21 protein-coding genes and 1 riboswitch are annotated in these 21,373 nt (G+C 59.8%); of the genes, 15 read left to right on the forward strand and 6 right to left on the reverse strand.

Annotated features, from left to right (window positions below; all coding sequences use genetic code 11):
• Both ACR0BF_RS09915 and cysQ read right to left on the reverse strand, forming a co-directional pair.
• Complete coding sequence (locus ACR0BF_RS09915; RefSeq protein ID WP_480624808.1) at positions 1 to 801, reverse strand: 3-deoxy-manno-octulosonate cytidylyltransferase family protein; 801 nt, start codon at positions 799 to 801, stop codon at positions 1 to 3.
• Entirely contained in the window at positions 801 to 1,598 is a 798-nt protein-coding gene (gene cysQ / locus ACR0BF_RS09920; RefSeq protein WP_480624809.1) for a 3'(2'),5'-bisphosphate nucleotidase CysQ, read from the reverse strand. Before cysQ ends, ACR0BF_RS09915 begins: the two co-directional genes overlap by 1 nt.
• 122 nt (positions 1,599 to 1,720) lie before the next feature.
• On the opposite strand from cysQ, the gene ACR0BF_RS09925 reads away from it, so the two are divergent.
• The gene (locus tag ACR0BF_RS09925; protein ID WP_267364436.1) at positions 1,721 to 2,545 is read left to right on the forward strand and encodes an ABC transporter permease; all 825 of its coding nucleotides are present in this window, start codon (positions 1,721 to 1,723) and stop codon (positions 2,543 to 2,545) included.
• Here the strand turns inward: ACR0BF_RS09925 and ACR0BF_RS09930 are convergent.
• Entirely contained in the window at positions 2,542 to 3,144 is a 603-nt protein-coding gene (locus tag ACR0BF_RS09930; RefSeq protein WP_480554325.1) for an alpha-ketoglutarate-dependent dioxygenase AlkB family protein, read from the reverse strand. The two genes, ACR0BF_RS09925 and ACR0BF_RS09930, sit on opposite strands and share 4 nt — an antisense overlap.
• 212 nt (positions 3,145 to 3,356) lie before the next feature.
• Between ACR0BF_RS09930 and dnaK the strand changes: the two genes are divergently transcribed.
• The 13 genes from dnaK (at position 3,357) to radC (ending at position 15,024) form a co-directional block, all read left to right on the forward strand.
• Positions 3,357 to 5,264, forward strand: a complete 1,908-nt coding sequence (gene dnaK / locus ACR0BF_RS09935; RefSeq protein ID WP_480624810.1) for a molecular chaperone DnaK — start codon at positions 3,357 to 3,359, stop codon at positions 5,262 to 5,264.
• 74 nt (positions 5,265 to 5,338) lie between these two features.
• Positions 5,339 to 6,484 (forward strand): molecular chaperone DnaJ, encoded by a 1,146-nt coding sequence (gene dnaJ, locus ACR0BF_RS09940; protein WP_480474359.1) that lies wholly within the window; start codon positions 5,339 to 5,341, stop codon positions 6,482 to 6,484.
• A gap of 241 nt (positions 6,485 to 6,725) precedes the next feature.
• Positions 6,726 to 6,830, forward strand: a riboswitch (TPP riboswitch).
• A gap of 44 nt (positions 6,831 to 6,874) precedes the next feature.
• Positions 6,875 to 7,678: a bifunctional hydroxymethylpyrimidine kinase/phosphomethylpyrimidine kinase gene (gene thiD / locus ACR0BF_RS09945; RefSeq protein ID WP_480518182.1), complete on the forward strand. Its 804-nt coding sequence runs from the start codon at positions 6,875 to 6,877 to the stop codon at positions 7,676 to 7,678.
• Entirely contained in the window at positions 7,675 to 8,652 is a 978-nt protein-coding gene (gene thiO, locus ACR0BF_RS09950) for a glycine oxidase ThiO (protein WP_480624811.1), read from the forward strand. The genes thiD and thiO overlap by 4 nt, the downstream gene beginning before the upstream one ends.
• Positions 8,636 to 8,830, forward strand: a complete 195-nt coding sequence (gene thiS / locus ACR0BF_RS09955; protein ID WP_480474356.1) for a sulfur carrier protein ThiS — start codon at positions 8,636 to 8,638, stop codon at positions 8,828 to 8,830. Before thiO ends, thiS begins: the two co-directional genes overlap by 17 nt.
• 2 nt (positions 8,831 to 8,832) lie before the next feature.
• Positions 8,833 to 9,597, forward strand: a complete 765-nt coding sequence (locus ACR0BF_RS09960) for a thiazole synthase (RefSeq protein ID WP_480518178.1) — start codon at positions 8,833 to 8,835, stop codon at positions 9,595 to 9,597.
• The gene (locus ACR0BF_RS09965; RefSeq protein WP_480518176.1) at positions 9,594 to 10,190 is read left to right on the forward strand and encodes a thiamine phosphate synthase; all 597 of its coding nucleotides are present in this window, start codon (positions 9,594 to 9,596) and stop codon (positions 10,188 to 10,190) included. The genes ACR0BF_RS09960 and ACR0BF_RS09965 overlap by 4 nt, the downstream gene beginning before the upstream one ends.
• Positions 10,187 to 11,152: a ThiF family adenylyltransferase gene (locus ACR0BF_RS09970; RefSeq protein ID WP_480624812.1), complete on the forward strand. Its 966-nt coding sequence runs from the start codon at positions 10,187 to 10,189 to the stop codon at positions 11,150 to 11,152. Before ACR0BF_RS09965 ends, ACR0BF_RS09970 begins: the two co-directional genes overlap by 4 nt.
• 18 nt (positions 11,153 to 11,170) lie before the next feature.
• Positions 11,171 to 12,106, forward strand: a complete 936-nt coding sequence (locus ACR0BF_RS09975) for an ABC transporter substrate-binding protein (RefSeq protein WP_480474352.1) — start codon at positions 11,171 to 11,173, stop codon at positions 12,104 to 12,106.
• Positions 12,103 to 12,777 (forward strand): thiaminase II, encoded by a 675-nt coding sequence (tenA, locus tag ACR0BF_RS09980; protein ID WP_480624813.1) that lies wholly within the window; start codon positions 12,103 to 12,105, stop codon positions 12,775 to 12,777. Before ACR0BF_RS09975 ends, tenA begins: the two co-directional genes overlap by 4 nt.
• Entirely contained in the window at positions 12,774 to 13,502 is a 729-nt protein-coding gene (locus tag ACR0BF_RS09985) for an ABC transporter ATP-binding protein (RefSeq protein ID WP_480554331.1), read from the forward strand. Before tenA ends, ACR0BF_RS09985 begins: the two co-directional genes overlap by 4 nt.
• Entirely contained in the window at positions 13,499 to 14,233 is a 735-nt protein-coding gene (locus ACR0BF_RS09990) for an ABC transporter permease (protein WP_480624814.1), read from the forward strand. The genes ACR0BF_RS09985 and ACR0BF_RS09990 overlap by 4 nt, the downstream gene beginning before the upstream one ends.
• 35 nt (positions 14,234 to 14,268) lie before the next feature.
• Positions 14,269 to 15,024, forward strand: coding sequence for a RadC family protein (radC, locus tag ACR0BF_RS09995; RefSeq protein ID WP_480624815.1), 756 nt, complete (start codon positions 14,269 to 14,271; stop codon positions 15,022 to 15,024).
• 3 nt (positions 15,025 to 15,027) lie between these two features.
• Here the strand turns inward: radC and ACR0BF_RS10000 are convergent, their stop codons facing one another.
• From ACR0BF_RS10000 to secA, 3 genes are all read right to left on the reverse strand, one after another.
• Entirely contained in the window at positions 15,028 to 16,584 is a 1,557-nt protein-coding gene (locus ACR0BF_RS10000) for a phosphate ABC transporter substrate-binding/OmpA family protein (protein WP_480624816.1), read from the reverse strand.
• 24 nt (positions 16,585 to 16,608) lie between these two features.
• Entirely contained in the window at positions 16,609 to 17,526 is a 918-nt protein-coding gene (locus ACR0BF_RS10005; RefSeq protein WP_480624817.1) for a hypothetical protein, read from the reverse strand.
• Between the two features lie 100 nt (positions 17,527 to 17,626).
• Complete coding sequence (gene secA, locus ACR0BF_RS10010) at positions 17,627 to 20,344, reverse strand: preprotein translocase subunit SecA (RefSeq protein ID WP_480624818.1); 2,718 nt, start codon at positions 20,342 to 20,344, stop codon at positions 17,627 to 17,629.
• 177 nt (positions 20,345 to 20,521) lie between these two features.
• Between secA and ACR0BF_RS10015 the strand changes: the two genes are divergently transcribed.
• A complete protein-coding gene (locus tag ACR0BF_RS10015) occupies positions 20,522 to 21,370 on the forward strand; it encodes a peptidylprolyl isomerase (RefSeq protein WP_267363935.1) in 849 nt (282 codons plus the stop codon).
• The last annotated feature ends 3 nt before the right edge of the window (positions 21,371 to 21,373 follow it).

Genomic DNA, 21,373 nt, shown 5'->3' on the forward strand with positions numbered 1-21,373 from the left:
CTACTCCAGCCCCATCGCAGCCATCATCTCTTCGATCTTGGGCACGTCCTGCGGGTTGTTCAGCTCCCAGAACTGACGGCTCTTGGCGTCAACCTCGACGCACAGAACCTTGCGGCCATTTTCCATGAACCTGAGTTGTTCAAGACCTTCCAGCTTTTCCAGAGGGCCTGTTGGCCAGCCCGGATAGGCCGCCAACGCATCGGGCCGATAGGCATAGACGCCGACATGGTGAAACACCGGCGTGGGTTCATCCCCGCCATAGGTTTCTGAGGTGAAAGGCACGACCTCTTTCGAGAAATACATCGCGCTGTTGTCGCGCCCGAACACGGCGGTTGTTCCGCCAACGCGGCCATGTTTGCGGTCGTTCAGCAGGCTGTTCAAAGCATCCCCGTCGCAACGCAGGACCGGTGTGGCCACGCCAGCATCGGGTGCCGCGCGCAGCCCCGTGATCAGGTCCTCGACAAACCAATGCGGTGTCAGGGGTGCATCGCCCTGAAGGTTGACCACGATGTCATATCCGCTGCCCAGAACCTTGTGCGTCTCGGCGCAGCGTTCGGTGCCGTTCTGGCAATTTTCCGAGGTCATCACCACCTCGGCGCCAAAGCCTTCGGACAGCTCGCGGATGCGGTCGTCATCGGTTGCGACCACAACCCTGTCCACGCCCGCGACAGAAGTGGCCGCCCGCCAGGACCGTTCGATCAGTGTCATCGAAACGCCGGTCGCGCCGGTCAGCGGCACCAATGGCTTGCCCGGATAGCGGGTCGAGGCATAGCGGGCGGGGATGGCGATCAGAACTGACATCAGGCCTCCTTCAACTTAACACCCGGAGCGTACGCGATAAAAAACGGGTTCGCATAGCCCTCTTTGCCATAGAGAAGCGGCGCGTGATCGTCAAACCGCACAACCCGGCCTCCGGCCCCGGCCAGTACCGCGTGCCCTGCCGCCGTATCCCATTCCATCGTGCGCCCGACCCGCGGATAAAGATCCGCCTCGCCCGTCGCAACCAGACAGAACTTGAGAGACGATCCAGCGCTTTTGCTGTCCTTGACCTGATACTTGTTGATGTAATCCTCGGTGGCCTGATCCCGGTGCGACTTTGACGCCACGACCAAAAGCGCGGAATTGTCCGGGTTAGAGACTGATATTGGGGTCAGGGTGCCGGGTGCATCCTTGTCAAACGCGCCCGTTTCCTCGACCGCCTGACCATCGGGCTGCGTATAGAACATGCGACCCCGCGCTGGGGCATAGACCACGCCCCGTGTCGGCGTTCCGTTCTCGACCAGTGCGATGTTGACGGTGAAATCGCCACGGCGGTTGATGAATTCCTTGGTGCCATCCAGCGGATCGACAATCAAAAAGGTATCCCCCTTTTCGGAATGCGAGGCGGCCTGTTCTTCGGTGATCAGCAGGATATCGGGGAAGGCCTGACGCAACCCGGCTGAAATCAGCGCATCGGCTGCCTCATCCGCTTCGGTCACAGGGCTGGAGTCTGATTTGACTTTGACGTCGAAATCGTCTGCCTCATAGATTTCCATGATCCTGTCGCCTGCCTCAAGGGCCAGACGCCGGATGACGGGAATAAGCGCGTCGTAGGTCACAAAAATGCTCCGTTCCTGTGGTTTGTTGATCCAAACTCGTGACCGACTTATGATGCGACGGTTACCGAACGGCAAGATATTCATGCCAGGTTAGGGACGACGAGGCAGGAAAGACCCTTTAAGTGTTCTATTACAAGCGCAATCAAACGCTGCTGGGCGGTGCACTGACGACTGCGGAACTGGTGTTCCACGCGGTGGTGCGGAACGTGCGCGCGCAGCATCCGAATGCGGTGATCGCGATCCTGCTTAACGTTGTGCAATTGCTGGTGATGATGGTCACCTTCTATCTGCTTATGTCGCTGATGGGCCGGGGCGGGGTCGCCAGGATCAGGGGCGAATTTCTGCTGTATGTCCTGTCGGGTGTGTTCCCGTTCATGTTGCACATACAATCGATCGGCGCGATTTCCGGGGTTGGATCCTCCAATAACCCGATGATGCTGCATTCGCCGATGAACGTAATGGTCACGATTCTCGCGGCGGCCTTCAGCACTTTCTATAAGTTCCTGCTGGCCATGTTCATCATCCTGTTCGTCTACAGTGTCGCGGTTGCTCCGCTTGAGGTGCAGAACCCCGGCGGCGCCTTCGCAATGCTGGTGCTGGCCTGGTTTACCGGCTGCGCGGTGGGGCTTGTGTTCATGGCGTTGAAACCGTGGGCCCCGACGACCGTTTCGATGCTAACCAATATATATCGCCGTCTGAACATGGTGTTTTCCGGCAAGATGTTCATTGCGAACGCATTGGGTGGCGGGCTGTTGATGATGTTTGCCTGGAACCCGCTGTTTCACATCATCGACCAGACCCGCGGGTTCGTGTTCCGCAACTATTATCCAAGAAACACCAGCTGGGAATACGCGGCCTGGGTTGGAATCGCCCTGTTGATGATCGGTCTTATGGGTGAATTCTTTACCCGTCAGCACGTCTCGAAAAGCTGGAATGCGCGCCGCTAACGCGCCACCCGCAGCGTAAGATTTATGCGCCCGCCTTTGGGCAGCAGGCGCGAGGATCCGAACCTGATCCGATCCACACCGTGATAGGCAAGCCGCGCCGGACCGCCCATGACGACCACATCCCCCGAGCTCAGCCAGATCGACTCGGTCTTGCCGCCGCGCGTCGTGCTGCCAATCCGAAACAAGGCATCGTCGCCCAGCGAAACCGACAGGACGGGCCATGAAAAATCTGCCTCGTCCTTGTCCTGGTGCAGGCCCATTTTTGCGCCTTCCCCGTAGTAGTTGATCAAACAGCAATCGGGCGCTCGCTCGGTGCTGACCAGATCGCGCCAGATATCCAGAATGGCGGCGGGGATTTCCGGCCAGTCACCACCTTTGGGGTGCTGATCCTGATACCGGTACCCCGCCTTGTCGGTCACCCAACCCAGATCGCCTGCCGAGGTCATCCGAACTGACATCTCCTTGCCCGAAGGAGTAACCGGTCGGAACAGGGGCGCGGCTTTCAGAATCGGGCGCAAATCCGCGATCACCCGCGACTGGGCCGCAGGATCAAGATAACCTTTCCTGATATCGAACCCCCGCAAAACCAATCGCGCCATTCCGGAAACCCCAATCCTTTCCAATTCCTTGCCAAAAAAGGCATCAGAATCCCTAAAACCTGCGTTCTACGGTGCTTGCAGGCCTCAGGTCTCGCCCTTATATACGCCGGGACGCGCGATGGTAGTGCTGTCGCGCACATCAGATCGGGGGCGGGATGCCGTAACGGGTCCTGTCGTCGAGACATCGCCTTGAAGAGAAAGGGATTGCAAAAATGGGAAAAGTAATCGGGATTGACCTCGGGACCACAAACTCGTGCGTGGCCATCATGGACGGTTCGCAGCCGAAGGTTATCGAAAACGCCGAAGGGGCGCGGACCACGCCCTCGATCGTCGCCTTCACTGAAGATGAGCGACTGGTCGGTCAGCCTGCAAAGCGTCAGGCGGTCACCAACCCCGACAACACGATCTTTGGCGTCAAGCGCCTGATCGGCCGTCGTGTGGATGATGCCGAAGTCGAAAAAGACAAGAAAATGGTGCCTTATACCATCGTTGATGGTGGCAATGGCGACGCGTGGGTTCAGGCCCGCGGTGAAAAATACTCCCCAAGCCAGATCTCGGCCTTCACTCTGGGTAAGATGAAGGAAACCGCGGAAAGCTATCTGGGTGAGGAAGTCACGCAGGCGGTCATCACCGTTCCCGCATACTTCAACGACGCACAGCGTCAGGCCACCAAAGACGCCGGTAAAATCGCCGGTCTGGAAGTGCTGCGGATCATTAACGAACCGACAGCTGCCGCTCTGGCCTATGGTCTGGACAAGCAGGAAACCCAAACCATCGCAGTCTATGACCTTGGTGGTGGTACCTTCGACGTGACCATTCTGGAAATTGACGACGGCCTGTTCGAGGTCAAATCGACCAACGGCGACACCTTCCTGGGCGGTGAAGACTTTGACATGCGCATCGTCAACTACCTGGCGGATGAGTTCAAAAAGGAACACGGTGTCGATCTGTCTGCTGACAAGATGGCCCTGCAGCGTCTGAAAGAAGCCGCGGAAAAAGCCAAGATCGAACTCAGCTCGACCTCGCAGACCGAGATCAACCAGCCGTTCATCTCGATGGGTTCGAACGGTCAGCCGCTGCACATGGTCATGAAACTGACCCGTGCCAAGCTGGAATCTCTGGTCGGTGATCTGATCAAGAAGTCGATGAAGCCGTGCCAAGCTGCTCTGAAAGACGCAGGTCTGTCGGCTGCTGACGTGGACGAGGTTGTTCTGGTCGGTGGTATGACCCGGATGCCGAAAGTGATCGAAGAAGTCACCAAGTTCTTCGGCAAAGAGCCGCACAAGGGTGTGAACCCGGACGAAGTGGTTGCCATGGGTGCCGCCATTCAGGCCGGTGTTCTGCAGGGCGATGTCAAGGACGTGGTTCTGCTGGATGTGACCCCGCTGTCGCTGGGCATCGAGACGCTGGGTGGCGTGTTCACTCGCCTGATCGACCGCAACACCACGATCCCGACGAAAAAGTCTCAGGTCTTCTCGACTGCCGAGGACAACCAGAACGCCGTGACCATCCGCGTGTTCCAGGGCGAACGTGAAATGGCTGCGGACAACAAGATCCTGGGTCAGTTCAACCTCGAAGACATCCCGCCCGCACCGCGCGGCATGCCCCAGATCGAGGTGACCTTCGACATCGACGCCAACGGCATTGTCTCGGTTTCGGCCAAGGACAAAGGCACCGGCAAAGAACAGAAGATCACCATCCAGGCATCGGGCGGTCTGTCCGACGAAGACATCGAAAAGATGGTCAAGGACGCCGAAGAGAACGCGGAAGCCGACAAGGAACGCCGCGAGCTAGTCGACGCCAAGAACCAGGCGGAAAGCCTCATCCACTCGACCGAAAAGTCGATGGAAGAGCATGCCGACAAAGTCGACCCGACCACGATCGAAGCCATCGAACTGGCCATCGCCGCACTCAGGGACGAGCTGGAAACCAACAATGCCGACAAGATCAAGTCTGGCATCCAGAATGTCACCGAAGCAGCGATGAAGCTGGGTGAGGCCATCTACAAGGCGCAGTCCGAAGAGGCCGAGGACGAGCCTGTCGCAGCGGATGCCGCACATGGTGATGACGATATCGTCGATGCCGAGTTTGAAGATCTGGACGACGAAAAGCGTAACTAACGGGTAACCGGGCCAATGTGGGCCGGTCCGGATGCCGGGCCGGCCTATTTACGTTGAGGCAGAAGGAAATACTGATGTCAAAACGCGACTATTACGAAGTGCTCGGTGTGTCCAAGGGCGCTTCGGCGGATGAGATCAAGAAAGGTTTTCGCACGAAAGCCAAAGAGTTGCATCCGGACCGCAACAAGGACAACCCGGATGCCGAGGCGCAGTTCAAGGAAGCCAACGAGGCTTATGACGTGCTGCGCGATGCCGATAAAAAGGCGGCCTATGATCGCTTTGGCCATGCCGCATTTGAAAACGGCATGGGCGGCGGTGGTCGGCCTGGCGGCGGCTTTGGGCAGGGCGATTTCTCCAGCGCGTTCTCGGATGTATTCGACGACCTGTTCGGCGATTTCATGGGCGGGCAACGTGGTGGTGGCGGCCGACGCGCCGCGCGCGGCTCTGACCTGCGCTATAACCTGCGCGTATCGCTGGAAGAGGCGTTCTCGGGCCAGCAGAAAACCATCAATGTACCTACAGCCGTGGCTTGTTCCTCCTGCGAAGGAACCGGTGCAGAAGGCGGGGTCGAGCCGACAACCTGCCCCACCTGTTCCGGTATGGGTAAGGTGCGGGCGCAACAGGGCTTCTTTACGGTCGAACGAACTTGCCCCACCTGTTCGGGTCTGGGTCAGATCATCAAGAACCCCTGCAAATCCTGTAAGGGTGCAGGCCGCGTCGAAAAAGATCGCGCTTTGTCGGTCAACATCCCCGCTGGTGTCGAAACCGGAACGCGTATTCGACTGGCGGGTGAAGGCGAGGCCGGAATGCGCGGTGGCCCTCCGGGCGACCTCTACATCTTTGTGGAAGTGTCTGATCACAAGTTGTTCGAACGCGACAGCGTAAACCTTTATTGCCGTGTACCGGTCAGCATGGCCAAGGCCGCGCTGGGCGGATCGATCGAGGTTCCGACAATCGATGGCGGGCGTGGGCGGGTGCAGATCCCGGCTGGCAGCCAGTCGGGTCGGCAAATGCGTCTTCGCGGCAAAGGCATGCCCGCATTGCGCGGCGGCGGTGTTGGCGACATGTTCATCGAACTGGCGGTTGAAACCCCGGTCAACTTGACCACCCGCCAGAAAGAACTTCTGCGCGAGTTTGATGATTTGGGCGAAGACAACCACCCGGAATCAAAAAGCTTTTTCTCATCCGTCAAATCCTTCTGGGACGGTATGAAAAGCTGACAACCAGGGTTACCCGGGGGCTCTGCCCCCGCCGCCCGTTCCGGGCGCCTCCCCCGGGATATTTCCAGCCAGATGAAGCAGGGATCCGTTATTCATCTGGCTCTAAATATCCCGGAGCGCGAGGCAGAGCCTCGCAAAACACTCCCTAAAGACACTCAATTGGCCTTATCAGATGACCAAAAGTGGCAATGCATTTGCCAAATTGGGTCTTGATTCCGACCGTCGACCCTGAAATTGTCCACGACAACCGTTGGGGTGCCCGTATCAGGGCTGAGAGGCGCAGCCGCGCTAACCCATCGAACCTGATCCGGGCAATTCCGGCGTAGGGAACGGTCTTATGAACACAGACGTTTTCCTTACCTCGTTGCCCAAAAAAGATGGAGCAACGAAATGGCGGCAATTGCCCTGACCATTGCTGGGTCTGACAGTGGCGGAGGCGCCGGGATTCAGGCCGATCTGAAAGCGATGTCCGCGTTGGGTGTATTCGGCGCAAGCGTCATTACCGCCATTACAGCGCAGAACACGCAAGCCGTCACTGCGGTGCATGGGGTTCCTCTGGATGTCATTGCTGCTCAAATCGACGCGGTGCTGAGTGATCTGGACGTGAAGGCCATTAAGATCGGTATGCTTGCCACGCCAGAGATCATTCACGCAGTGGCTCGAGGTCTGGAAACGTTCAAGGGCCCCATAATTCTTGATCCCGTCATGATCGCAAAATCCGGAGATGCCTTGCTGGCGCAGGAAGCGGTCCGGACGCTGCGCGAAGTGATGGTGCCAGCAGCGACTGTGCTGACACCCAATCTGCCCGAAGCGGCGTGTTTGCTGGATGCGACACCGGCGCAATCACCGGACGAGATGGCCGCACAAGGCCAGGCCCTGTGTGATCTGGGCGCAGGTGCGGTTTTGATGAAGGGCGGGCATGGGTCCGGCGATGTCTGCCACGATCTGCTGGTCGACCCCTCAGGTATCGTGGCCGCGTTTCAGGCCCCGCGTCAGAACACGAAGAACACCCACGGAACCGGATGCACCCTGTCGTCATCGATCGCCGCCGGACTGGCCAGGGGCCTGCCGCTGAGGGATGCGGTCGCGCAGGCGCATGATTATCTCCAAGGGGCCATCGCGCGGGCGGATGAGCTGAAGATTGGTGCCGGGCACGGCCCTGTGCACCACTTCCATCGGATCTGGCCCGCGTGACGCTCTGGTCGGTCATAGGTGCAGGCGTTGCGGGTCTGGCCGTGGCCAGTGAGCTTGTGTCACGCGGCGCAAGGGTGCAGGTTTTTGATCCGGGCGGCCCGCCCGGCCCGCATGGGTGTTCCTGGTGGGCCGGTGGGATGCTGGCGCCTTGGTGTGAATATGAAAATGCGGAAGAACCGGTTCTGCGGCTGGGGCTGGAAGCCATCGAATGGTGGGTGCAGCGAACGCAGGTAAACAGAAGTGGAACCCTTGTTGTTGCCAACGCACGTGACCTGCCCGACCTGCGTCGGTTTGCACGCAGGACCGAAGGGTTCAGCGAGTTTGATCGCGCGAAAATAATCAAATTAGAGCCTGATCTGAGCAAGTTTAGCAAAGCTCTGTATTTTGAAAACGAAGCGCACCTTGATCCTCGCCAGGCATTGCGCGATCTGCATCGTCACCTGCAAGGCGCAGGCGTGGAATTCCACCGAAAGCTGGCTCCGGCGCAACTGGACAACGCCATTGACTGCCGGGGCCTGCACGCGCGCGAATATCTGCATGACCTACGCGGCGTGAAGGGTGAAATGCTGGTTCTCCGCTGCCCCGATGTGAACCTTTCGCGCCCGGTGCGGCTGTTGCATCCGCGGATGCCGCTCTACATCGTTCCGCGCGGGGACGGCGTCTACATGCTGGGTGCAACCATGATCGAATCCGAGGACAGCAGCCGCATCACCGCCCGCTCGATGCTGGAACTGCTCAGCGCGGCCTATGCCGTGAACCCGGCCTTTGGCGAGGCCGAGGTGCTGGAGATCGGTGTCGACCTGCGCCCCGCTTTTCCGGACAACCTGCCGCGTATCCGGCGCTTGGGTCGGACAATCTATGCCAACGGGCTTTATCGCCATGGCTATCTGCTGGCCCCTGCGTTGGCGCGGGGTGTCGCTGATCTGGCATTGGACAACACACATTCGGAGATGGTCGATGAAGATCGTGCTTAACGGCGAGACGCGGGACGTGCGCGCTGAAACCCTGTCGGATCTGTTGCTGGAATGCGGCTTCTCGGGCCGTGTGGCCACCGCCGTGAACGAAGATTTCGTGCCGTCAAGCCTGCGCATTGCGCACAAACTGACCGATGGCGACCGGATCGAAGTTGTCGCGCCGATGCAGGGGGGCTGAGGATGAGAACGTTCTACGGCATCGAGTTGCCGAACCCGCTGATGCTGGGCACCGCCCAATATCCCAGCCCCGCCATTCTGGAACAGGCCTTTCGTGAAAGCGGTGCGGCGGTTGCCACGGTATCGCTGCGGCGGGAATCCGGCGCAGGGCAGACATTCTGGCAGATGATCCGCGAGCTTGGTGTCCTGATCATGCCAAATACGGCTGGCTGTCATACGGTGAAAGAGGCGGTGACCACAGCCCATATGGCGCGCGAAGTGTTTGACACCAAATGGATCAAGCTGGAACTGATTGGCCACACCGACAGTTTGCAGCCGGATGTGTTCCAGCTGGTCGAGGCTGCGCGAATCCTGACCGAAGACGGGTTTGAGGTGTTTCCCTATACCACCGATGATCTGATCGTGGGCGAACGCCTGCTGGACGCGGGGTGCGAAGTGCTGATGCCGTGGGGCGCGCCTATCGGGTCTGGGCGTGGGCTGAACAACGAGTACGCCCTGCGGTCGATGCGGGCCGAGTTCCCTGACACGCCGCTGGTGGTGGATGCCGGGATCGGCCTGCCCAGCCACGCGGCCCACGCAATGGAACTGGGCTATGATGCCGTTCTGCTGAACACAGCTGTGGCCCGTGCCGGTGATCCCGTTCTGATGGCAAAGGCGATGGCGCAGGCAATCCATGCCGGACAACTGGCCCATCAGGCAGACCCGGTCGAGGCGCGTGATATGGCCGAGCCTTCGACCCCTGTTGTTGGAAAGGCCTTCCTGTCATGACGCTGGACCGTTTCTATCCGATCTTCGATCACTCGGACTGGCTGCGGCGGATGCTGCCCCTGGGTGTCAAGCTGATGCAGCTGCGTATCAAGGATCAACCGGTTGAGGTGGTGCGCGATCAGATTGCCGCCTCGCTCGATCTGTGCCGCGACTACGGGGCGGTTCTGGTGATCAACGATTACTGGCAACTCGCCATCGATCTGGGCTGCGACTGGGTTCATCTGGGGCAAGAAGATCTGGATGATGCTGATCTGAAAGCGATCCGAAAAGCGGGTCTAAAGCTGGGTGTTTCCACTCATGACGATGATGAGCTTGAGCGGGTTCTGGCCATGGATCCTGATTACGTGGCGCTGGGCCCGGTCTATCCGACCATCCTGAAAAAGATGAAATGGCATCAGCAGGGCCTTCCCCGCGTGGCCGAATGGAAGGCGCGGGTTGGCAACATTCCTCTGGTCGGTATTGGCGGCATGAGCGTCGAGCGCGCAGCAGGGGTGCTGGCAGCAGGGGCCGACATTGTCTCGGCCGTCACGGACATCACGCTGAACACCGACCCCGAAGCGCGGGTGCGTGCCTGGATCGAGGTCACGAGATGAGCCGGTATGTCCGCCAAACGCTGCTGCCCGAGGTTGGGATCGAAGGACAGGCCCGCCTGACTGCGGCCCGTGTTCTGGTGGTCGGCGCAGGTGGTCTGGCCGCGCCGCTACTGCCACTATTGGCCGGGGCCGGGGTGGGGCATATCACGATTGTAGATGGTGACATCGTCGATTTGTCGAACCTGCATCGCCAGACAATGTTTTCCGAAACAGATTGCGGGCAGTCAAAGGCTGAACGCGCCGCTGACCGATGCCGTGCGTTGAACGCCGAAATCGATGTGATTGCCAAGAAACAGGCTCTAACAGGGGAATATGCACCCAATCTGGTGTCGCAGGCGGATATTATCCTGGATTGTGCTGACAGCTATGCGGTCAGTTATATGCTGTCGGATACCTGTCTGGCACAAGGCAAGCCACTGATCAGCGCCTCGGTGCTGGGGCTTTCAGGATATGTGGGCGGCTTCTGCGGCGGTGCGCCTTCTCTGCGTGCCGTTTTCCCCGACGCACCGGAAAGTGGCGCAAGCTGCGCCACGGCGGGTGTTCTGGGTCCCGTTGTCGGTGTGATCGGGTCCATTCAGGCGCAGATGGCGCTGAGCCTGATCTTGCCGCTTGACCCATCACCCCTAGGGCAGATGGTGCAATATGATGCGCGAACCCTACGCAGCACCGGGTTTCGTTTTGATGACGCGCCGGAACCGTCAAGCTGTTTCCGCTTTCTCGCTGCCAGTCAGTTGAGGGAGACAGACCAGATTATCGAACTGCGTGACCCGAACGAAGCTCCGGTTCCGGCTCACCCGAATGCAACGCGCATTTCACCCGAAGAAATACAAAAAATAGACCCAAACAAGGGGCAACGCCTCGCCCTTTGCTGTGCCACCGGGCTGCGCGCATGGCGCGCTGCCGAGAAAATCCAACCGATTTGGCCGGGCGAGATTGTGCTCGTCGCGGCCTCAGCCTCTTGAGAAAAGGAAACGTGAGATATGAAAAAGCTGATGACAGCCCTTGCCCTTCTGGCCGCCGCGCCAGCCTGGGCCGAAGACAAAATGACCGTCCTTCTGGACTGGTTTATCAACCCTGACCACGGGCCCATCATCGTGGCGCAGGAAAACGGCTATTTCGCCGAACAGGGGTTGCAGGTCGAAGTCGTTGCCCCCGCCGACCCATCCGCACCGCCGCGTCTGGTGGCTGCCGGTCAGGCGGATCTGGCGGTATCCTATCAACCGCAACTGCATTTGCAGATCCACGAAGGGCTGCCGCTGAAACGGGTCGGCACGCTGGTCGCGACGCCCCTGAACTGCCTGCTGGTTCTGAAAGACGGCCCGATCAAATCGCCCGCTGACCTCAAAGGCAAGAAAATCGGCTTTTCCGTCGCCGGTGTGGAAGAGGCCATTCTCAGCACCGTGCTTGGCAAATACGACGTCGCGCTGGATGATGTTGAGATGATCAACGTGAATTTCTCGCTCTCGCCCTCGCTGATGACCGGTCAGGTGGATGCGGTGATCGGCGCCTATCGCAACTTCGAGCTGAACCAGATGGATATCGAAGGCCGCCCCGGCACCTGTTTCTATATCGAGGAAGAAGGCGTGCCGTCTTATGACGAACTGATCTATGTCGCCAACCCCGATACGATGGACAAAGACAAGATCGCCCGTTTCCTGGCCGCGACCGAAAAAGCGACTCAGTACATCGTCAACAACCCGGAAAAAAGCTGGGAGGTCTTCTCAGCCACTTCACCCGAACTGCAGGACGAGCTGAATGCACGCGCATGGGTCGACACGCTGCCGCGCTTTGCCCTGCGTCCCGCCGGGTTTGACGCTGGCCGTTATGCCCGGTTCGAGGCATTCCTGAACGACAGCGGCATGATCGACACCGTCCTGCCCGTCAGTGACATTGCCATCGACGTAACCGCGCAATGAGCGATTATGGCAAAGCCTTTGCGCTGATGCGCGATGCGGCGCAGGGGCCGTGGCGGGATTACACCCGCCACGCTTTTGTCGAAGCCCTGAAAGACGGCACCCTGCCACGCCCGGCGTTCCTGCACTATCTGCGTCAGGATTACGTGTTCCTGATCCATTTTGCGCGCGCCTGGGCGCTGGCCGTGGTGAAATCGGAAACACATGCGGAAATGCTGGCAGCGTCGCGTACCGTGAACGGCCTGATCAGCGAAGAGATGAAGCTGCATATCGGTATTTGCGAAGCAGAAGGCATTTCGCAGTCCGATCTGTTTGCAACGCCGGAACGGCCCGAGAATCTGGCCTATACCCGCTTTGTTCTCGAGGCGGGCTATAGCGGTGATCTGCTGGATCTTCTGGCAGCACTTGCACCCTGCGTCATGGGATATGGTGAGATAGGCACCCGCTTGGCTGAGGAGGCAACATCAACGACCTATCGTGGCTGGATCGATACCTACGCGGACGAGGGCTACCAGAACGCCTGCACCGCCGTGGGCGAATTGCTGGATTCGGCTCTAACAAGGCGGATTGGGGCGGATTTCCAAACGTCGCCTCGCTGGGATCGTCTGTGCAGGACGTTCCGCACGGCCACGGAGTTGGAAGTCAATTTCTGGCAGATGGGTCTGACCCCATGACCCCGGCGCCCGATCTGACCATCAGCGGCACAGCCATGATCGATGGCGCGACTCTGTTCGCGCCGCTGACCCTGACGCTTGACGCAGGGGCGTGGACCTGTCTGTTGGGTGGATCGGGTGTTGGCAAAACCACGGTTTTGCGGTTGATTGCCGGGCTGGAAACCGGGGCTGAATTCACGGGCCGGATCACCGCCAGCGATGGCCAGTCGGTTTCAGACCGGGTTGCTTATATGGCGCAGGACGACCTGTTGCTGCCTTGGGCGAGTGTTGCGCAAAACGTCTCACTGGGCGCGCGGCTGCGGGGCGAGAAAGTTGACGTTGACCGGCGCGACCGCCTGATCGAACGGATGCGCTTGCAGGACCATATGACCAAGAAACCGCCCGAGCTTTCGGGCGGGCAGCGGCAACGTGTGGCACTGGCCCGCACCTTGATGGAAGACCGGCCGATTGTGTTGCTGGATGAACCCTTTTCAGCCCTTGATGCCCGAACCCGTGCCGATATGCAGGATCTGGCTGCCGAGGCGCTGCGGGGCCGCACTGTCCTTCTGGTAACCCACGATCCGGGCGAGGCCGCGCGTCTGGGGCAATCCATCGTCGTCATGACACAGCACGGGCTGACACCGTGCGATCCGCCGGTTGCTCCAGCCCCGCGCAGCGTCGATGATTTGCAGACGCTGGAAACACAAGGCGCGCTTTTGCGGCTGCTGCGGGAGGGCGGGGTATGAAGTCCCTCTCTGTTCTGGCAGCAACCCTGTTTGCCCTTGCCATCTGGCAGGGGACCGTGACCCTGACCGGATTGCCAAAGTTCATCCTGCCCGGCCCCGTGGTGGTTGCCGAGACCTGGTGGCAGAACCGCTGGCTGATTGCCGAACACACCTGGATCACAGCCATTGAGGTCATTATCGGCCTTGCCTGCGGCACGCTGCTTGGCGTTGTCACTGCATTGCAGCTGGCCAATTCCCGCGTCGCACGAGTTTTGGTGCAGCCAATGCTGGTGTTCACGCAGGCCCTGCCGGTCTTTGCACTGGCCCCGTTGCTGACCCTGTGGCTGGGTTATGGCCTGTTGTCCAAGGTCGCGATGGCGGTCCTGATCATCTATTTCCCGATCACGTCGTCCTTTTTTGACGGTTTGATGCGGACACCGCAGGGGTATCTGGACCTTGCGCGCACGATGCAGGCCAGCAAGCGCACTGTGTTGTGGCACATCCGTATCCCTGCGGCGTTGCCGTCTCTGGCCTCGGGGATGAGGCTGGCGGCGGTGTATGCGCCGATCGGTGCCGTGATCGGTGAATGGGTCGGTTCATCGCAAGGTCTGGGATATCTGATGCTGCTGGCCAATGGCCGTGCCAAGACGGACCTGATGTTTGCGGCGATGCTGACGCTGGGCGTATTTTCGATCCTTCTGCACATGATTGTCCGCCGCGCCACCGCGCGTATGGCAGGAGAGGCTCATTAACCTTTCGGAAAGTGATTCTGCGTCAGGGTAAACGCATGACACAGGACGCCTTTGCCGATGACCCCATGCTGTTTGATACGGACGAAGCGCCAGCGCAGCCGCTGCCGAATGGTCGGTTACCCTCCTACATCAAAGACCATCGCAAGCGGCTGCGCGAACGGTTCATGGCGGGCGGATCCGCAGCGATCCCGGATTATGAGTTGCTGGAACTGGTTTTGTTCCGGTCCATCCCTCGGCAGGATGTGAAACCATTGGCGCGGGCATTGATGAATGCCTTTGGCGATTTCAACCGTGTGTTGACGGCACCCGAAGAACGGCTGCGGCAGATCAAGGGCGTTGGTGATACGGTTATCACCGATCTGAAAATCCTCGAAGCCTGCGCGCATCGGATGGCACGGGCGCGGGTGATGCAACGACACGTAATATCCAGCTGGGACGCGCTGCTGGATTATTGCCACACGACAATGGCGCATCGCGAGACCGAGCAATTTCGCGTTTTCTATCTGGATCGCAAGAACGTCCTGATCGCGGATGAGGAACAGGCCAAAGGCACCGTGGATCACGTGCCGGTCTATCCGCGCGAAGTGGCGAAACGGGCGTTGGAACTGAATGCCTCGGCCCTGATATTGGTGCACAACCATCCTTCGGGCGACCCAACGCCGTCACAGTCAGATATCGACATGACCAACCGCATTCAGGATGCCTGCTCCGCCCTGGGGCTGACCCTGCATGACCACCTGATCATCGGCAAATCGACCGAGCTCAGCTTTCGTTCCGAAGGGTATCTCTAGCGGCTACTGCACCCAAATCTCGACCCGCCGGTTGACCTTGCGGCCCCATTCGGTGTCATCGCAGGCCATGGGCATCGCTTCACCAAATCCTTCGGCGGTGACCGTGATACTATCAGGGATCGGGGCTTCAAGCGCGGCGATAACCGCGTTTCGCACGGTTTGCGCGCGCCGTAGGGCGATGCGGGCATTTGAAACGGCACCCCCGTCCCCATCGCTGAAGCCTGCAAACACCACCTTGCGCGCCTGCAACGTACCCGCGTCCAGCATTTGTGCCAGTTGCTGAATATTGGCGCGTGACTGCGCGTCCGGACGGGACGATCCGGGTTCGAACCGAACCGACAGGGACAGGCGCGACAAGGGGCGCAGGGTCTTGATCATGCGCTGCAACTCCTCAAGTCCGACCTCAGTTCCACCAGTGACGACCGCATTGGCAAGCCGGTCCCCCTGTACGCCAACCGGCAGGGTTTCAGCAGATTGATCCACATATCCAGCGTCACGTATGGCCATCTGCGCATCGGGGCTTTGGCTATAGGCCAGAAACTGCCGCGCAATCCGGGGCAGGCGTCGTTCCGGCAGATACAGGAACATGGGCATATTCAGTGGGTAATCTTCAGTCTTGATCGACTGGCGGGTCGCGGCCAGCGGATGCCCGCACCCGCCGGTCAACGGCAAAGCGCGGGTGCCATGGGCCGATGCCTTGCTGGCGATCCCGATGGAGAACGGATCCTTAGCCACGGCCGCGGTCAGGTCATGTATGCGTTTGTGGTGGATCGCCGTATCGGTCAGGTCCACACCGGCGGTTTTCAGAACCTGATCCTCGACCGCCTGCGCCAGCCCCGACCCGGCCTCTGGCACATGCAGTGCAATAGGGGCATCCGGCCCACCCAGCTGCGCCCAGTTGCTGACCTCTCCGGACAGAATGCGGGCCAGGTCCGCCAGCGAAACCTGCCGCATCACGCTGTCGGGGGCCACGACCGGGACCATGGCATCCAGTGCAATGACCCGCGACCGACGGGCGCGCTTCAGATCACCCAACCCCGCAGCTTCGGCAGCCTCCCGCTCGGCCTCGCGCATCTCGCGCAGGGCCATCACGATATCCGCCCGGTCTGCGATCAGGTCGCTGAACCCGCGATCCGTGGTGCCCACGTCAAAGAAAAACCGCGCAAGCGGCGCCGACCGGCCTGCCTGATGCAACTCGTAAATAAAGGTGTCCTCATCCACGCGGGCGGGGGTCGCGGTCAGGTCTTCCTGACGGGCAAAGCCGATGATCAGGGCGGGCAGCACCGTTTCGGCCATCACCGATGATCCGGAAAACTGCACTTCGGCGACGAAATCGATCAGGTTGGGGCAGGCGGGTCCCTCGCATGTGACGCCGGAACCATCCACGGTCAACGTCCCGAATTGCGTATCGACGCGATAAAACTCACCGTCAAAGCTCAGCAGATTGCCTGTCACTTCGACCTTGCCATCATGCGAGGTCAACGTGATGTCCTGCCCAAAAGCACCGGTCGCCACCGCCACGGAAAACAGCGCAGCCACCGCCACACGGAAAAATGTCATAAGAGGTTCAAGCCTGCCTGCGGATTACTTTGCCGCGATTGTCAGGTCTGAGAGCAGATTATTCAACACCAGAAACTCGCCCGAGCGCGAACAATCCGGCAAGGTCACGGACATGTCGCGCGACCGCAGGCGGCGGTCCGACAACAGCTCCAGCGACTGCACGTTCAGCGTGTGGCCGCAGTTTGCATCGGTCACTTCGGCCTCGACGGTCAGGTCAATCGTGCCCGACTGATCCGAAGTGCTGGCCGGGAAAGAATACACTTCGATATTCTGAGTAATCCCGGAATCGGATTGACCCAAGCGCATAACCTTACCGGCGCCTTCGGCAGATGCGTCATCCCAGACATGGCCATCCGCGCCATAGCTGGCGCCAAATTCCAGCGCGTGAATCTGCAACTCGGTATCACCCTGCCATTGCAGGACAACACGATCAAAACCGGCGATTTCGGGGACGTGAGTGGTGGCGACGGTGCCTGTTTCATCTTCGAAGGAAAACAGGAAAATCGCATATTCCGAAAGGGCCGGGATCGCCATATCCAGCGCGCCGCTGGCATCCGTCATCTGGCTAACAGTCAGGCCGCTATGGTGAATTTCAATCCGCTCGTTCTTGTGGCAGGGCGCTTTCAGCGACAAGTGTGCCAAGGCACCGGGTGCTGCGTTTGCGTGCGCGCTGATCCGGCAGTTCGATGTCTTGGGGGCAGTGGGTACAGCGCGGGGTGCCGGTGTAACAGTGACCGGATCGGCATCTGATACTGTAGCCGACGTCAGCACGATACCGTCCAGTCCCGACAGAATCGAAGACTGATCGGCAACAGAGGCCACATCGACACCGCCCTGCGCGCGGTTCTGCTGCGCAGCCGGTCCGTTCTGCATCAGATAGCCTATGCCCAGGGCACAAGCGACCGTTCCGCACATGGTTACGTAGTTGCGAACTACAAACAAGACACCCTCCCCAGTTGAAGGAGCAGCTTGCACTCTCGCCACCAATCGCGGCCAATTTGTGGCCGCGAGACGGACTCATTGTGATGAAAGGGTGTTAACGTTAGGTCAATCTGCCGTGGCAGTGTTTGAACTTCTTTCCGGATCCGCAGGGGCACAGGTCGTTTCGCGACGGGTTACCCCAGGTTGACGGATCGCCCTCATCAAACCCCGGCAGGGCATCGCCTGACGCCGCCGCTTCGGCCTTGGCCTCGGCTTGGCTTGCGGCTTTGTCCACGGCCTGTTGTGCCTGCGCCTGTTGCGCCGCCATCTGCGCCAGCATTTCCTTCTGCTCTTCTTCGGTCAGCGGCCGCACGCGCGACAATTGCTGTGTCACGGTTTCCCGCAAACCGTCCAGCATGGTTTCGAACAGCTGGAAGCTTTCGTTTTTGTATTCGTTCAGCGGATCGCGCTGGGCATAGCCGCGGAAACCCACGACCGAGCGCAAGTGTTCCAGCGTCAGCAGATGCTCGCGCCATTTGGCATCGATGGTCTGCAACAGCACCTGCTTTTCGATGTTGCGCATGTTTTCGGGACCAAAGGCAACCGCCTTCTGGGCCATCATCTCATCTGCGGCCTTAACCAAGCGCTCCCGCACTTGCTCGTCATCCACGCCTTCTTCGGCAGCCCAGTCCTGAACCGGGGCGTCGATGGTCAGCTTGTCCTTGATCGCCGCATGCAGACCGTCGGTATCCCACTGATCCGCATAGGATTTCGGCGGCATGTATTCGTCAATGAGATCGTCAATCACCTGCTCGCGCATATCCGAGACGATCTCGGACAGGTCATTGGCCGACATGATTTCGCGGCGCTGGCTAAAGATTACCTTGCGCTGATCGTTCATCACGTCGTCGAATTTCAGAACGTTCTTGCGCATGTCGAAGTTGCGGCCCTCGACCTTGGACTGCGCGCGTTCCAGCGACTTGTTCACCCAGGGGTGAATGATCGCCTCGCCTTCTTTCATGCCCAGCGTGGTCAGCACCTTGTCCAGCCGTTCCGAGCCAAAGATGCGCATCAGGTCGTCTTCAAGGCTCAGGTAGAACACGGTACGACCCGGGTCGCCCTGACGGCCCGAACGGCCGCGCAGCTGGTTGTCGATGCGGCGACTTTCGTGGCGTTCGGACGCCATCACATAAAGGCCTCCTGCGGCCAGAACCTTTTCTTTTTCTTCCGCGTGGCGTGCTTCTTCTGCGGCACGCAGGTCTGACGGATCAGCCTCGGGGTTGTCCGCCATCGCTTGCAGCACCTTCATTTCGACATTGCCGCCCAGCTGAATGTCGGTGCCGCGACCGGCCATGTTGGTGGCGATGGTCACCGCGCCCAGACGGCCCGCATCGGCGACAATCTGCGCCTCCTGCTCGTGCTGGCGGGCGTTCAGAACATTATGCGCGATGCCTTCCTTGGTTAGCATCTGGCTCAGCAGTTCCGATTTCTCGATCGAGGTCGTGCCCAGCAGGACCGGCTGGCCCGTTTCCTGCGCCTTCTTGGTTTCTTCGATCATCGCGCCGTATTTTTCCATGGCGGTGCGATAGACCTGATCGTCCTCGTCCACACGGGCAATCGGCTTGTTGGTCGGAACCTCGACCACGCCCAGGCCATAAATCTCGGCAAATTCCTCGGCCTCGGTCAGGGCGGTCCCGGTCATGCCGCCCAGCTTTTCGTATAGGCGGAAATAGTTCTGGAAGGTCACGCTGGCCAGCGTCACGTTCTCGGGCTGAATCTGCACGTTTTCCTTGGCTTCGATGGCCTGGTGCAGACCCTCGGACAGGCGGCGGCCCGGCATCATGCGGCCCGTGAATTCGTCGATCAGAACGACATTGCCGTCGCGCACGATGTAATCCTTGTCGCGCTGGAACAGCTTGTGCGCGCGCAGACCCTGATTCACGTGATGCACCACGGTCGTGCTTTCCGGGTCATACAGTGAATGGCCTTCGGGAATCAGACCGGCAGCCAACAGTTGTTGCTCCAGAAACTCGTTGCCCTCATCCGTGAAGGTCACGTTGCGGGCCTTTTCGTCTAACGTGTAGTGTTCGTCGGTCAGGCTCGGGATCAGCGCATCGATGGCGGTATACAGGTTCGAGCGGTCCTGTGCCGGGCCCGAGATGATCAGCGGCGTCCGCGCCTCGTCGATCAGGATCGAATCGACCTCGTCCACAATCGCGAAATTGTGGTGTTTCTGGTAAACCTGCTCCAGATCGGCCTTCATGTTGTCGCGCAGATAGTCAAAACCCAGCTCGTTGTTGGTGGCATAGGTGATGTCGCATTTATAGGCGGCCAGTTTCTCTGCATCGGGCTGGCCCGACCAGATCACGCCGGTGGTCATGCCCACGGCAGCAAACACCTTGCCCATCCATTCCGCGTCGCGCTTGGCCAGGTATTCGTTCACCGTGACCACATGCACGCCCTTGCCGGTCAGCGCGTTCAGATACGCCGGGAAGGTCGCGACCAGTGTCTTGCCCTCACCCGTCTTCATTTCCGAGATGTTGCCCTGATGCAGGAAAACACCGCCCATCAGCTGCACGTCAAAGGCGCGCAGCCCCAGCGCGCGGCGGGCACCTTCGCGCACGTTGGCAAAGGCTTCGGGCAGCAGATCGTCAAGGCTTTCGCCATCCAGCGCGCGTTTGCGCAGGTCTTCTGTCTTGTCGATCAGGTCCTGATCGGACAGCTTCTCGAACTCGGGTTCCAGCGCGTTGATCTTTTCGATCAGGGGGCGGGCCGCCTTGATCTTGCGGTCGTTCGGTGTTCCGAACACCTTTTTGGCGAGCGTTCCGAGTCCCAGCATGTTCACTCCAGCGGATCTGTTCTTGTCTTGGTTTTTGACAGGCTTGCCCACCTTGCGCGCAACCCATAGATACGGGGGGTGAAAGGCGGCCCTGTCCAAGGCTTCAAAGCGATGTAAGCGGCAGGTTCCAGAGTGTCAACGCTGCGCCCTGCCGCGGCAAGGAAATAGGATGATTCAATGCCCAAAGGCCTCACTTTTCTGCCATCGCTGGCTCTGACCGCCATGATGGCCTTGCCGCTGGCCGCCGAAACCCAGCCGGATGCATCCACCGTGGTGGCGCGTGTGAACGGGGATGAGATCACTTTGGGTCACGTGATCGCTACCGTTGCCGCCCTGCCGCCGCAATACCAGCAGGCCGAAGATGACGTATTGTTCGACTTCGTGCTGGAACAGCTGATCCAGCAGCAATTGCTGGGGCAACAGCAGGATGGGCTGAACAAACTGAACACGCTGCGGCTGAAAAATGAAGAACGCTCACTTCTGGCGGTTCAGACCGTCACAGCCCTGACCGATACCGTTGTCACGGACGAGGCCATTCAGGCAGCCTACGACGCGCAGTACAACGATTTCGCGGGTGAGGACGAATTCGATGCCAGCCACATTCTGGTCGAGACCGAAGAACAGGCCAACGACCTCAAGGCGCAGCTTGATGACGGCGCCGATTTCGCCGAACTCGCGCGCGAGCACTCCACCGGTCCGTCCGGCCCCAATGGCGGCGCGCTGGGCTGGTTCGGCAAGGGCCAGATGGTACCGGAATTCGAAACAGCCGTGGTCGCGCTCGAAAAAGGGCAGGTGTCCGACCCGGTTCAGACGCAGTTCGGCTGGCATGTGGTCAAGCTGAACGACAAGCGCAAAACCGAAGCGCCCGCGCTGGACGCCGTGCGCGAAGAGCTTGCACAAACCGTTCAGCAGGACGCCATTCAGGCGCGCATCGATGAACTGACACAGCAGGCCCAGATCGACCGCCCCGCTTTGGAAGGTGCCGGACCCGAAGTCCTGCGCCAGCTGGACCTGATTCAGGAGTAACCC

This window comes from Ruegeria sp. AG7, assembly GCF_056541545.1.